Below are 13,111 nucleotides of genomic sequence, written 5' to 3'. Positions count from 1 at the left end.
GCTCGGGCTCGGCGTTGAATGACGGATCATGCGGCACGCGGATCGAAAGCGTCGCGCACCGCGTCGGCGAACAGGTTGGCGGCCAGCACCAGCACGAACATGGCGACGAAGGCGGCGATCAGCGACCACCAGACGACCGGCTCGCGGCCGAGTTCCATGCGCGCGTTGTTGATCATCGTGCCGAAGCTCGTCATCGTCGGATCGACGCCGATGCCGACGTAGGAGAGCACGGCCTCGGCCAGCACCAGCCCGGAGAAATCCATGACCAGCGCGATGATGACGATGTGCATGACGTTGGGCAGGATATGGCGCAGGATGATGCGCCCGCTGGAGACGCCGAAGGCCTGCGCCGCCTGGATGTATTCGAGTTCCCTGAGCTTCAGCGTCTCGCCGCGCAGCAGCCGGCACAGCCCGGTCCACGAAGTGATGCCGAGGATGAAGCAAAGCGCCAAGAGGCGCAGGTCGGCGCGCTCGGCGGCGGTGGCGAACCATTGCGGATGGGTGTCGATCACCACCTGCATCATCAGCACGGCGGCGGCGATCAGCAGCACGCCGGGAATCGAATTGAGGACGGTATAAACGTACTGGATCAGGTCGTCGACCCAGCCCCGGAAATAGCCGGCGACGATGCCGAGCAGCACGGCCACCGGCAGCATCACCAGCGTCGTCACCAGGCCGATGATGAGCGCCGTGCGCACGCTCTTGAGAATCTGGTAGAGCACGTCCTGGCCGACCTTGTCGGTACCGAAGACGTGATAGTGGCCGGCCAGCGCGAAGAGCGGCCCGAGCGTCAGGCAGAGGACGAGCAAGGTGAGCAGCACGGCGTTCCAGGCAAAGACGGTTTCGCCGCGGACGAGCTTGCGCCAGCCGCCGACTGCTGCCGCGCTGGCCCCGGCCACCGCCAGCCAGACCAGAAAGCCGAGCGCCGCGCCGCCCGCTGCCCGCCCGGCGATATCGGCACTTGCTGCGGCCTCGTTGTCGCCAAGGTGGGCGCCACCGAACTTGAGACGCGGGAACTCGCGCAGCGTACCGACGCCCGGCGGCTCCACCGTTTCCTTGGCGTAGAGTCGGGTCGCCAGCGGCGCCGAGTAGGTCTTCTCGTTTTCCGTGCGTAGCGGACCGGCCAGCGCGTCGAGCAACGACAGCACCTCGATCGAATACTGCGTCTTGTCGCCCGGCGCACCGGGGAGCGCTGGCCGATAGTGCAACGAATCGAGCAGGCCGACGATCAGGAAAACGAGCAGCACGGTGGCCGACGCCATGCCGGCGCGGCTGCGCCCTACCCGCCGCCAGGCGGCGAGCAGCAGCGGCGTGCGGGCGATCAGCACGCCGACCGCGACGCCGGTAAGCAGCAACAGCCAGACCAGCAGGTCGGACCAGAGGACGACGATCTGGAAGTCCATCATTGGAGACGAATCCGCGGATCGACCAGGGTGTAGGAAATGTCGGTCAGGATCAGGCCGACGATGTAGAGCACCGAGCCGATGAAGACCATCGAGCGCACCACGGCGAAGTCCTGCGCCTGGATGGCGTCGATCGTGTAGCTGCCGAGGCCGGGGATGCCGAAGAAGGATTCGGTGAGCAGCGAGCCCATGAACAGCGTCGGGATGACGACGACGACGCCGGTCAGGATCGGGATCAGCGCGTTCCTCAGGATGTGGCGGAAGAAGACGACGGTCTCGTTCAATCCCTTGGCGCGCGCGGTGCGCACGTAGTCCTTCGAAACCTCTTCGAGGAAGATCGTCCGGTACCAGCGGGCCGAGGCGCCGATGCCGGCGACGACGCCGATCGCCACCGGCAGGACCAGGAAGCGCCAGGCGTCGAGCCCGTCGCCGTAGCCGGAAATCGGCACCAGGCGGAAGACCTTGGCGAACAGGTACTGGCCGCCGATGATGTAGAACAACCCGGAAATCGACATCGCGGCGACGCACAGCACGACGCCCCAGACGTCGAAGGCAGTGGCGCGGAAGAAGGCCAGGGTCAGCGCCAGGCTGATCGTCACGAACAGGCCGAGGACGAAGGTGGGCAGCGCGATGGCGAGCGACGGCCCCATCCGCGTGCCGATCTCGCGGGCGATGTCGCGGCCGTCCTCGGCGCGGCCGAAATCGCCGACGAAGAGACGGGCCGACTTCTCGAAGAAGATGGTGTCGGTCAGCGTCGCCAGCCCAGGCGCCGCGCCGTTGATGAACAGCGGCTTGTCGTAGCCGCGCTCGGCCTTCCACTGGGCGATCGCTTCCGGCGTCACGCGCTTGATGCCGAGCTGCATGCGCGCCATGTCGTCGGGCGTGTTGACGACGAAGAAAAGCGCGAAGGTGATCAGGTTCACCCCGATCAGGATCGGGATCGCGTAGAGCAGGCGGCGGAAGAGGAAGGCGAGCATGGCGATGGATTATCGCAGAAGTCGCCGCCGCTGCTCAGCGGCGGGTGCGCAGATCGGCGAGGAAGCGGCCGTAGATCGTCGCCAGCGCCCGCTCGCTGGCTTCGACGTGGGCGCGCAGGCCGTCGCCGCTGGCCGTTTCCTCGGCCGCATAGCGCCGGTCGAAAACCGCCTCCCGTCCCTGGACAACGCGCAGTTCGAGTTCGACCACGGCCTGCCGGCCGACGCGGTCGAAGCGCAGCACCCGGCCCTCGATCCGCCGTTCGGCAAAATCCGCCTGGCGGGCGCCCAGCGTCTGCGCCAGATGGTCGCGCACCAGTTGCGCCGGCGGGTAGAGCCAAAGGTGGTAGTGGTACTGACGGGCGCTATGCGGGTCGGCCGGATCGCCGTAGACCAGCGGCCGCTCGGCGTAGATGCTGTCGGCGAAGAAACGGCCAATCGCCAGACCGGCGGCTGGCCCGGCGTCGGCGAGCGGCGTTGCCTGCAGGCGGTAGAACTGTTCCTGCGGCGCCGGCGCGACGTTGCCGCCGCAGGCGGCGAGGCCGGCGATGAGGACGAGGATGGCCAGCAGACGGATCACGGTTTTTCTCCCTGGGCGGTGGCGGCATCGACCGGCGGCCGGCTCTGGATCAGCGCCGCCGGATTGTTGCGGATGGTGCGGCTGAATTCGTTGAGGTTGCGGCCGGCGGCTTCCAGCTGGTGGAGCAGCGCGTCGGCGTGGCGCAGCGACTGCTGCAGGTCCTGGCCGCTACCGGCGACGATCAGCCGGGAATCCTTGAGCAGGCCTTCGAGCTCGCGGCTGGCGCCGAGGATTTCCTGCGACAGTTGGGCGATGCGCAGCGAGGCGTCGTGGCCGTTCTTCAACATGCCTTCCATGTGCTGGCGGTTCTCCGCCGAGAACAACTGGTCGACGCGGCCGGCCGTGGCGTTCAGGCGGGTCATCGCCGAGCGCAGTTCGTGCAGCGTCGCCGGCAGGTTTTCTTCGAGGCTGCCGCCGACGCGGTCGATGCGGCCGGCAATCTGCTCGACCAGCGGCCGGATGCCATCGTTGGCCAGGGCGCGCAGATCGCCGGCCAGCCCGGCGACCGAATCGCTGAGACTGCCGCCGGCTTCGCCCGGCAGTTCGGCGCCGGCCGCCAGCATCTCCTGGCTCTGGCCGCTGCGGATGTCGACCAGCGGCGCCGCCAGCATGCCTGGCGCCGTGATGCGCGCCCGGCTGTCGGCCGGGATGCCGACCGCTTCGCGCAACTGCAGCGTCACCCGGTAGGCGTTGCGGCCATCGCGCCGCACCGGCTCGATGCTGGCCACGTTGCCGATGGCGTAGCCGTCGAGCGTCACCGGCGAGCCGGCCTTGATCCCGGCGACGTTGGCGAAATGGGTGACGAAAGGTTCGCCGTTCGCCGCCTGGCCGGTGATCCGGTACAGCGCGTAGAGCAGGACGATGCCCATGAGCAGCACGAAGCTGCCGACCAACAGGTAATTGACGTTGTCGCGTTTCATGCTCGGAAAATCTCCCGGGTCAGTCGTTCCAGGTAGGCATCGGCGTCCACCGCGTCGCTGCGCGGCGTGCGGTCGAGCAGCGCGCGGATGCGCGGATGGTCGGAAGCGCGCACCGCCGCCGCTGTATCCGACATCAGGATGCGTCCCTGGTCGAGGACGGTGATGCGGTCGGCGATCTTGAAGGCGCTTTCCAGTTCGTGGGTGACGACGACGATGGTCATGTTCATCGCGTCGCGCAGGGTCAGGATCAGTTCATCGAGTTCCGCCGAAACCACCGGGTCGAGGCCGGCCGACGGCTCGTCGAAGAAGAGCAGGCGCGGGTCCATGACGATCGCCCGGGCCAGTGCCGCGCGCTTGATCATGCCGCCGGAGAGCTCGGCCGGCATCAGGTCCTCGAAGCCGGCGAGGTTGACTACCTCCAGCTTCATCCGGCTCATGATGCGGATCGTGTTGTCGTCGAGCCGGGTGTGTTCGCGCAGCGGCAGCTCGACGTTCTCGCCGACCGTCATCGAGTTGAACAGCGCCCCGCCCTGGAAAGCGACGCCCATGTTCTTGCGCAGGTCGTACATCTGGTCGGCGCTCAGCTGGGTGATGTCGTGGCCGAGCAGGCGGATGCTGCCGGAAGTCGGCCGGTGCAGACCGAGCAGGTGGCGCAGCAGCGTGCTCTTGCCGGAACCGCTGCCGCCCATGATGACCATGATCTCGCCCTGGCGGACGCTGAAATTGATGTCGTCGAGGATCTTGCGCGCGCCGTAGTGGGTGACCAGGTGCTCGACCTCGATCGCGTACTCGAAGGCGGATTCGGTGGCGGCCATCGTTCAGCGGCTGGTGAAGAAGGTGAACACCATGTCCACCAGGATGATGGCGATGCAGCACAGCACCACCGAACGCGTCGTCGCCCGGCCGACGCCCTCGGCGCCCGCCGTGACCGAGAAACCGTTGCTGGCGCCGATCAGGGTGACGACGACGGCGAACAAGAGGCTCTTGGTCAGGCCGTCGAGGACATCGGCGACGCGCAGGATGGTGAAGGTCCGTTCGAAGAAGATGCCGACCGGCAGGTTGAGGTCGCCGGCGCAGTAGAGCGCGGCGCCGAGCAGCGCCAGCAGGTCGGCAAGCACGGTCAGCGCCGGCAGCGTCAGCAACATCGCGGCGAGGATCGGCGCCACCAGGTAGCGCACCGGGTTGATGCCGATCACGCGCAGGGCGTCGATCTCCTGCGAAATCTGCATGGTGCCGATGCGCGCGGCGATCGCCGAACCGGAGCGGCCGGCGACGAAGATGCCGGTGATCAGCGGCCCGAACTCGCGCGCCACCGAGAGGGCGACGCCGATCACCACCTGTTCCTCGGCGCCGAAGGTGCGCAGCGTGTAGACGCCCTGGATCGCCAGCATCATGCCGGTGGCGAAAGCCGCCAGGCCGACCACCGGAATCGCCGCGACGCCGACCCCGACCGCCTCCCGGAAAACCGCCGGCAGGCGCACCGGCTGCCGCCGCCAGTGGCCGAGCAACAGCCAGTAGCAGGCCTCGACGAGGAGCGCCGCGATATAGCCGAATTCGGCCAGCGCCGCCGCCGTCCGGCGGCCGAGCGCCTCGACGCGCTGGCTCAGGAACTCAGCGGCCACCGGCCAGCGCCTCGTCCACCGTGGCGTAGAGCGTGAATACCTTGTCCAGCCGGGCCAGGCGCAACACCGCAAGGACCGGCGGTGCCACCGCCACCAGCGCGAAACGGCTACCCTGCCGGCGCGCCGTCTGGAAGGCCTCGACCAGGCAGGCGACGCCCGAGCTGTCCATGTAGCTGACGCCAGCGAGATCGACGAGCAAGCCATTCTTCCCCTGCAGCGCGTCGAGCAGCGCCTTGCGCACCTGCGGCGCGGCGTGCATGTCCACATCGCCGGACAAGCCCAGCCAGTCGTATTCCCCCGCCTTGCGCGTACTGATTTCCACCCTGTCCCTCATGCCTTGAGTCGTTTGCTGATCTGCAACAGATTATCGTAGCCCGGCGGCGGCGGCAGGTAGGCGATGCCGTCGCTCAACTGGCGCATGAAATGCACCCCCAGCCCCCCCGGGCGCAGCTCGTCCAGTGCCCGCGGACAGAGGTCGTCCAGCCTGGCCGGGCGGCCGTGGTCGAGCAGGTGCACCTGGAGCATGCCGTCATCGCGCCACAGGCGCAAGCGGAAAACCTGACCTTCGGCATAGGCGTAGCCGTGCTGGATGATGTTCATGCACGCCTCGTTGACCGCCAGCACCAGCTCGCCGACCGCTTCGGCGGCAAGGCCGACGCCGTTCAACGCCGCCTCCAGCGTCGCCCGGACTTCGGCGAGGACGCCGGATTCGGCCGGGAATTCGCGGTCGAGCAAGGGCGGCGGGGCAATCGCCAGCAAGGTCAGGTCGTCGCGCAGGCGGCGCCCGCCGGACTGCAGCGTGTCGGCCACCGCCGCCAACTGGTCGCTGGCAGCGGCGCCGGCGTGGGCGTCGAAGATCGCCTGCAGGCCGGCGAGGCCGAGCATGCTGCCGTCTTCGCGCAGGCCTTCGGTGACGCCGTCGGTGAACACGAACAGGCGGCCGCCATCGAGCTGCAGCGCCACCGCCTCGTAGCTCATGCCGGGCAGCACGCCGAGCGGCGGCCCGGCGGCGGCGAACTCGACGTAGTTGCCGTCGCGCTGGCGCAACAGCGGCGGCTGATGGCCGGCATTGACCAGGCGCACCGCGCCGCTCGCCGGCTCGTAAGTACCCAGTACCATGGTGACGAACATGCCGAACAGCGCGGTTTCGGCAATCTCGTCGTTGAGGTCGGCGAGCAGGCGGCCGATGTCGGGCTCGCGCTTGCCCAGGCAGCGGAACAGGCTGATCGTCTTGGCCATCAGTAGCGCGGCGTTCATGCCCTTGCCCGAGACGTCGCCCAGGCCCCAGACGATGCGGCCGTCGGGCAGCGGAAAGAAATCGTAGAAATCGCCGGAAACCTCGAGCGCCGGCAGGTTGATCGCGCACACCGGAAAGCCGGGCGGCGACTGCGGCAGCAGGCCGCGCTGGATTTCCCGGGCGAGGTCGAGGTCGCGCCGCATCCGCTCCTGTTCGAGCAGCGCCTCGGCCATCCGCGCATTGTGGATGGCGAGCGAGACGACGCCGGCCAGCGCCTGCAGCAACTGGCAGTCGCCGGCGTCGAAGTTGGCGTCGGCGGCGCGCTTGTTGATCACCTCCAGCGCCCCCAGCTTGCGCCCCTTGACCTGCAGCGGCGCGCACAGGATGGAGCGGGTGCGGAAACCGGTCAGCGCGTCGATCGCCCCGGAAAAATCGCCGTCGGCGGCAACGTCGCGCACCAGCTGCGGCTGGCCGCTGCTCACCGCGCGACCGACGATGCCCTGGCCGTTGGCCACGGTCAGGCCGCGGATGTCGACGGCACCGGCGCAGGCCAGGCAGGTCAGCGTCGCCTCGCCGGGGTCGAGCAGGAAGATCGACGCCGCCTCGACCTCGAGGTAGCTCATGATCTGGGCGATGGCGTTGTCGAGCGTCTCGGGCATCGACAGCGAGGCGGCGAAATCCTGGCTGAGGCTGGCCAGCCACTGGATGTCGCCGGCGGCGTCGGGCGTCAGGGAATGGTTGCTGGAAGTCACGGCGGGTCGCTCGGAGGACATTGGAATCGCCGCACAGGCGGTCGGCACCAATGTAAACCCAAGCGCCGCCTGGCTCAAGCCGGGCTGGCGCGGCGGCGGACGAAAAAAAGCCCCGTCGGCAGGGACGGGGCGCAAGCAGCACAGCGGCTGGAGGAGATCGTTGGTCGCTCAGTGGTGGGCGGTGGCTGGCTGCGGCGTGTGCGCGATGTCCGGCGCCGGCGCGTCGTCGAGGACCAGTTCGGGATGGTCGGCCTCGTCGACCGTCTCGTTGTTGAGGACGGCGCGCAAGCGCTCCTGGTCGAGCGCGCCGCACCACTTGGCGACGACCAGCGTGGCGACGCTGTTGCCGACGAAGTTGGTCAGCGCGCGGGCTTCCGACATGAAGCGGTCGATGCCGAGGATCAGCGCCAGGCCGGCCACCGGCACGGTGCCGACGGCGGACAGCGTCGCCGCGAGCACGATGAAACCGCTGCCGGTGACGCCGGCGGCGCCCTTCGAGGTGAGCAGCAGGATCAACAGCAGGGTGATCTGGTGCGACAGGTCGAGCGGCGTGTTGGTCGCCTGGGCGATGAAGACCGCCGCCATCGTCAGGTAGATCGAGGTGCCGTCGAGGTTGAACGAGTAGCCGGTGGGGACGACCAGGCCGACCACCGACTTCTGGGCGCCGGCGTTTTCCATCTTCGCCATCAGGCGCGGCAACGCCGATTCCGACGACGAGGTGCCGAGGACCAGGAACAGCTCCTCCTTGATGTACTTGATCAGTTTCCAGACCGAGAAGCCGTGACCCATGGCGATGGTGCCGAGGACGCCGAAGACGAACAGCACGCAGGTCAGGTAGAAGGCGCCCATCAGGCTGGCCAGTTGGGCCAGGCTGCCGACGCCATGCTTGCCGATGGTGTAGGCCATGGCGCCGAAAGCGCCGACCGGGGCGACCTTCATGATGACGCCGACGATGCGGAAGAAGACGTGCGACAGGCGCTCGATGAAATCGAACACCGGCTTGCCGCGCTCGCCGAAGGCGTGCAGCGCGTAACCGAAGAGGACCGAGAAGAACAGCACCTGCAGCATGTCGCCCTTGGCGAAGGCATCGACCACGCTGGTCGGGATGATGTTCAGCAGGAATTGCGTCGTCGTCTGCATCTGGCCGGGCGCCGCGTACTTGTCGATGGCCGAGGTGTCGAGCGAGGCCGGATCGACGTTCATGCCGACGCCGGGCGCCCAGACATTGACGACGATGAGGCCGATGACGAGGGCGATCGAGCTGACGATCTCGAAGTAGAGCACGGCCAGGCCGCCGGTCTTGCCGACCTTTTTCATGTCTTCCATGCCGGCGATGCCGACGACGATGGTGCAGAAGATGATCGGCGCGATGATCATCTTGATCAGCTTGATGAATCCGTCGCCCAGCGGCTTCATCGCCGCGCCGGTTTCCGGATAGAAGTGCCCGAGCAGGACGCCGATCGTGATGGCGATCAGCACCTGGACGTAGAGGCTCTGGAAAATCTTCTTCACTGCATTCCCCCGATCAAAATGGACATGTCGGGAACCCATCCCCGACCGATGGGCCGCGAGTATGGTGGCTAGGCGAATATCGGGAAATTGTGGCTTTCCGAATTGTGGTTAACCACAATCCGCCCGCCGGACCCTGGTCTATAATCCGGGCGCCCGCATTTTTCCCGACCACCGCCGATGTCCGACGCCCGCCACGACCGCCCTGCCCGCCTGCCGATCCCGGCAGGCAGCGGCGCGTCCGCCCGGCGCCCGGCGTTGCAACTCGCCTTCAAGGTCACGGGGTCGCCCGCCGTGCTTTCCACGGCCGTGCGGGCGCGGCCCGGGCACTAGCCCGGGCGCCCCGCACGGCACCTTGCCCGGCGCCCTTTCCGGCGCGCCGTTCATCGTGCAGTCCTGGCCGCGCAAGGCCCCCTCCCGTCCACCGGCATCCGCCGCCATGACTGCCATTCCGCCGCCGCGCCGCGAAGCCCGGCGGCTCAAGGTCATCGTGGAGACGCCATGCAACTCACCAAGAGCCTGATCAAGGCAAAACGCCCCTGTCGCGAGGGGTTCCGCTGGTTCGCCCGGCATTACACCGAACACGGCCACTACCAGGAACTGCTCGACGCGCTGGTCGCCGACGGGCGCAGCAACGACGCCTGCTGGCTGCTCGACCAGTTCGGGCCGACCGACGAGGTGCGCGTCGTCGATGCGCTCACCGCCGACAGCCTCGTCTTCGCCGGCACGCTGCAAGTGCTCGGCAACGCCGAGGCCGGCGCCCTGCTGCGCGTCGGCCGCCAGCTACGGGTCGCTCGCGGCCTGCGCGTCGACGGCGACCTGGTGGTCGGCGAAGACCTGCGCAGCGACGGCGGCATCCGCTGCGCCGGCAAGCTGACGGTCGGCGGCGAACTGCGCGCCGACTGGAGCATCGACGCCGACGGCGCGCTGCGTTGCGGCGGTCGCTTGCGCGTCGGCGGCGATTTGCGCTGCGGCGCCAGCCTGGAAGCCGCCGACCACGTCAGTGTCGGCCTCGATCTCGACGTGGCGGCCGCCGTCGTCTGTGCCCGCGGCCTCCAGGCCGGCGGCCGGGTCGCCGCCGGCGGCGCTCTGCGCGCCGGTCACGGCATCCTGGCTGGCGGGGCGATCGAAACCGGCCGTCACCTCGAAGCCGGCTGGGGCATCCGGGCCGGCGAAGACATCGCTGCCGGCGGCAGCATCCGCGCCGGCGAAAGCCTTAGTGCCGGCGGCACGATCCGCGCTGGCGCCGGCTACGGCATCTTCGCCGGGCTCGACGTGGCGCTCGCCGACTGGGCGCAAAGCGCCCGCGTCAGTGCCGCCGTGCATCCGCCCGACCTGATCAGCGGCCACTGGTCCGGCCCTGCCGCCGGCTGAGGGAGGACACGCCATGCTCCTTGCCCTGCCCGCTTTTTCCTTCCCCGCCCTGGCCTTGCGTCGACCGTTGCGAAGCGAACTGCGGATCGACGTCGAACTGCCGCCGGCCAGCCTCGAAGCCGAACTGGCGGCGCTCGACCGGCGCCTGCAGACGCCCGGCGACGCGTTGCACGCCTGCGCGACCTGGCCGGCGCCGCTGCCCGGCCTGCTCTTTCGCCACCGCGAAGCCGACGGCGAGCACTTCGTCTATGTCGTCGATGCCGCCAGCGGCCGGCTCGCCGGCTATACGGTGTTCAACCGGTTGATCGAGATCGACCGCCGCAGCGACCGTCACGTCCGCTCGCCGCATTCGAAGTACGCACCGGCCTGGCAGGGGCGCGGCCTGGCCAGCGCCGTCTATGCCTGGGCGTTGGCGCGCGGCATCTGCCTGGTCAGCGGCGCCCGCCAGTCGCCAGCCGCCTTCGCCCTGTGGCGCTCGCTCGGCCGCCGCCAGCCGCTGCGCTACGTGGATATCCGCGACAAGCGCATCCATGACCTCGGACCGACGGTGGACGCCGCGCAGCACGACCGGTTGACGACGCGCATGTTCCTCGCCGGCAACGGCTGGTCGGCACACCGCCTGCGCCGTGCCGGCGTCCTGCACGACGCCCGATGAGCGTCTCAGAAACCCGGGCGGACGCGCTCGACCAGTTCGTGCAGCGCCGCCCGCAGTTCGCTTTCGGCGCAGCCGAGCAGGATGCCGTCTTCGAGCGCGTCGCGCAGCACCTGCGCCAGTTCGCGGTAGTTCTCGTCGAGGACGCGGATTTTCTCGACACAGGCTAGCGGCCGGCCGTCGGCGTGCCGCCAGAGCGGCGGCACATCCTCGTGACGGGTCATGGCAGCGCGAAGCTGCTCGCTTCGTCGACGCGCAGCGCCGGGTCGTCGACGGCGCTGACCGCGAAGCGGATCGGCACGATGCCGGCGCGCTGCTCGCCGGCCGGCGCCGCAACGGTGACCGCGACCGGGACCAGGCTGCCGGCGCCGACCGCGAACTCGCTGGCGCCGACGATTTCCAGCGCCAGCGGGCCAGCAACCGTGACGCTGAAGCGACGCGGCCGGTCGGCGATGTTGACCAGCTTCAGCGTGTAGGCGTTCTCGATCCGGCCGTCGGCGGTTTCGCGGGCGAGCGCGCCGCGGTCGCGCAGGACGTCGACGCGCAGCAGCGAGCGCTCGGCCAGCGTCCACGCGGCGAGACCGGCGACAGCGACGAGAACGCCGGCGTACACCGCCAGGCGCGGCCGCGGCCGCCAGCCGCTGGCGGTCGAGCGACCGTTCAGCTCGTTCTCGGAAGCGAAGCGGATCAGCCCGCGCGGCGCGCCGATCCGGTCCATCACCCGGTCGCAGGCGTCGATGCAGAGGCCGCAGTTGATGCACTGGTATTGCAGGCCGTCGCGGATATCGATGCCGGTCGGGCAGACCTCGACACAAATGCCGCAATCGATGCAGTCGCCGTGGCCGGCGCCGCGGCTGCCGCGCGGTTCGCCGCGCTGGCGGTCGTAGGCGACGTTGCGCGTGGCCGGGTCGAACATCACGCCCTGGAAGCGAGAATACGGGCACATGTGCTGGCACACCGCCTCGCGCGCCAGCCCGGCCTGGACGTAGGTAAAGGCGGCGTAGAAAATCAGCCAGAAGGCTTCCCAGGGGCCGGTGGACAGCGCGGCGATGCTGGGCAGCAACTCGCGGATCGGCGTGAAGTAGCCGACGAAGGTGATCGCCGTCCACGCCGCCAGCGCCGCCCACAGCAGGTGCTTCGTGAGGCGCAGCGCCAGCTTGCGCGGCCCGGGCGGGCTGCGGTCGAGCTTCAGGCGTGCCAGGTGATCGCCTTCGACGCGCGCCTCGATCCAGGTGAACAGCATCGTGTACACCGTCTGCGGACAGGCGAAGCCGCAGAACAGCCGGCCGGCCAGCGCCGTCGTCAGGAACAGCGCGGTGGCCGCCAGGATCAGCACGAAGGCGAGCAGCAGCGCGTCCTGCGGCCAGAGCACGAGGTCGAACAGGTAGAGTTTTTCGTGCGCGATGTCGAACAGCACCGCCTGCCGCGAACCGCTTGCGCTCTCCCAGGGCAACCAGCAGAGGCCGTAGAAGATCGCCTGGGTAAACCAGACCATGCCCCAGCGCCAGCGGTTGAAACGGCCCTCGACCGAGCGGGCGTGGATCTTCCCGTGCTTGCGATACAACTCCAGCTTGGCTTCCCTGACCTTGCTGACCGGCTTGTTCATGCTCCCGCTCCTCGGTGTTTGACGGCCGCCAGTAGACCACCGGCCGCCAAACAGGAACAGATTCAGAAACTGCGATTTATTATAGGCACAGATTTGCCTGCCAGCTCCCTGTACCGATCGCCATTCGCGCCATCTGTCCCCGTGCGCCGCCGCCGGCGATGGCACGATGGCGGTCGCAAGATCATGGCAACCGCCACCCTCGCCACACACGCCGCGCCGGGCGGACGCATCCCCGGCAACAAGGGAATCTGGGTCGGCATCTGCTGCGAGTTCGTCGAGTTTCTCGTGCTGTTCACGGTCTACTTCGTCGCCCGCGCACATTTTCCCGAGGCTTTTGCCGAAGGCGGCGAGCGCCTGTCGCGCACCGCCGGCACGGCAATCACACTGCTCATGCTCAGCAGCAGCTTCCCGATCGCCTGCTCGGTGCAGGCCATCGGCGCTAGTCGCCGGCTTCGTGCTGACGGCGCCGGTCGCGCTGGTGC

General features: G+C 68.7%; 13 protein-coding genes and 1 pseudogene. 3 read left to right on the top strand and 11 right to left on the bottom strand.

What is annotated here, in order from left to right:
- Positions 1-26: 26 nt before the first annotated feature.
- The 9 genes from ACLIIZ_RS11330 to ACLIIZ_RS11290 all read right to left on the bottom strand — a co-directional run bounded on the left by ACLIIZ_RS11330 (position 27) and on the right by ACLIIZ_RS11290 (position 9,039).
- A complete protein-coding gene (locus tag ACLIIZ_RS11330; RefSeq protein WP_416692312.1) occupies positions 27-1,403 on the bottom strand; it encodes an ABC transporter permease in 1,377 nt (458 codons plus the stop codon).
- Positions 1,403-2,380 carry an ABC transporter permease gene (locus ACLIIZ_RS11325; protein ID WP_416692228.1) on the bottom strand — a complete coding sequence of 326 codons (978 nt, stop codon included), beginning with the start codon at positions 2,378-2,380 and terminating at the stop codon, positions 1,403-1,405. The genes ACLIIZ_RS11330 and ACLIIZ_RS11325 overlap by 1 nt, the downstream gene beginning before the upstream one ends.
- A 34-nt stretch (positions 2,381-2,414) precedes the next feature.
- Complete coding sequence (locus tag ACLIIZ_RS11320; protein ID WP_416692227.1) at positions 2,415-2,957, bottom strand: ABC-type transport auxiliary lipoprotein family protein; 543 nt, start codon at positions 2,955-2,957, stop codon at positions 2,415-2,417.
- Positions 2,954-3,877: an MlaD family protein gene (locus ACLIIZ_RS11315; RefSeq protein ID WP_416692226.1), complete on the bottom strand. Its 924-nt coding sequence runs from the start codon at positions 3,875-3,877 to the stop codon at positions 2,954-2,956. The genes ACLIIZ_RS11320 and ACLIIZ_RS11315 overlap by 4 nt, the downstream gene beginning before the upstream one ends.
- On the bottom strand, positions 3,874-4,692 hold the full coding sequence (locus ACLIIZ_RS11310; RefSeq protein WP_416692225.1) for an ABC transporter ATP-binding protein: 819 nt from the start codon (positions 4,690-4,692) through the stop codon (positions 3,874-3,876). Before ACLIIZ_RS11310 ends, ACLIIZ_RS11315 begins: the two co-directional genes overlap by 4 nt.
- A gap of 3 nt (positions 4,693-4,695) precedes the next feature.
- The gene (locus ACLIIZ_RS11305) at positions 4,696-5,499 is read right to left on the bottom strand and encodes an MlaE family ABC transporter permease (protein WP_416692224.1); all 804 of its coding nucleotides are present in this window, start codon (positions 5,497-5,499) and stop codon (positions 4,696-4,698) included.
- Positions 5,489-5,821, bottom strand: coding sequence for an STAS domain-containing protein (locus ACLIIZ_RS11300; protein ID WP_416692223.1), 333 nt, complete (start codon positions 5,819-5,821; stop codon positions 5,489-5,491). Before ACLIIZ_RS11300 ends, ACLIIZ_RS11305 begins: the two co-directional genes overlap by 11 nt.
- Positions 5,822-5,829: 8 nt before the next feature.
- Positions 5,830-7,488 (bottom strand): ATP-binding SpoIIE family protein phosphatase, encoded by a 1,659-nt coding sequence (locus ACLIIZ_RS11295; RefSeq protein WP_416692222.1) that lies wholly within the window; start codon positions 7,486-7,488, stop codon positions 5,830-5,832.
- A gap of 168 nt (positions 7,489-7,656) precedes the next feature.
- A complete protein-coding gene (locus ACLIIZ_RS11290; protein ID WP_416692221.1) occupies positions 7,657-9,039 on the bottom strand; it encodes a dicarboxylate/amino acid:cation symporter in 1,383 nt (460 codons plus the stop codon).
- A 459-nt stretch (positions 9,040-9,498) separates the two neighbouring features.
- On the opposite strand from ACLIIZ_RS11290, the gene ACLIIZ_RS11285 reads away from it, so the two are divergent.
- Positions 9,499-10,371, top strand: coding sequence for a bactofilin family protein (locus tag ACLIIZ_RS11285; protein WP_416692220.1), 873 nt, complete (start codon positions 9,499-9,501; stop codon positions 10,369-10,371).
- A gap of 13 nt (positions 10,372-10,384) precedes the next feature.
- Positions 10,385-11,026, top strand: a complete 642-nt coding sequence (locus tag ACLIIZ_RS11280) for a hypothetical protein (RefSeq protein WP_416692219.1) — start codon at positions 10,385-10,387, stop codon at positions 11,024-11,026.
- 5 nt (positions 11,027-11,031) lie between these two features.
- Here ACLIIZ_RS11280 and ACLIIZ_RS11275 read toward each other — a convergent pair whose 3' ends face one another.
- A complete protein-coding gene (locus ACLIIZ_RS11275) occupies positions 11,032-11,247 on the bottom strand; it encodes a hypothetical protein (RefSeq protein WP_416692218.1) in 216 nt (71 codons plus the stop codon).
- Positions 11,244-12,629 carry a cytochrome c oxidase accessory protein CcoG gene (gene ccoG / locus ACLIIZ_RS11270; protein ID WP_416692217.1) on the bottom strand — a complete coding sequence of 462 codons (1,386 nt, stop codon included), beginning with the start codon at positions 12,627-12,629 and terminating at the stop codon, positions 11,244-11,246. Before ccoG ends, ACLIIZ_RS11275 begins: the two co-directional genes overlap by 4 nt.
- A gap of 183 nt (positions 12,630-12,812) precedes the next feature.
- Here ccoG and ACLIIZ_RS11265 point away from each other — a divergent pair.
- Positions 12,813-13,085: pseudogene (locus ACLIIZ_RS11265) on the top strand (cytochrome c oxidase subunit 3 family protein); the annotation flags it as partial.
- Positions 13,086-13,111 lie beyond the last annotated feature (26 nt).

The sequence above is a fragment of the Azonexus caeni genome, from assembly GCF_048146105.1.
Lineage (GTDB): Bacteria > Pseudomonadota > Gammaproteobacteria > Burkholderiales > Rhodocyclaceae > Azonexus > Azonexus aromaticus_B.
The sequence above is the reverse complement of the archived record's forward strand: the minus strand, read 5'-3'. Positions and strand labels throughout refer to the sequence as shown.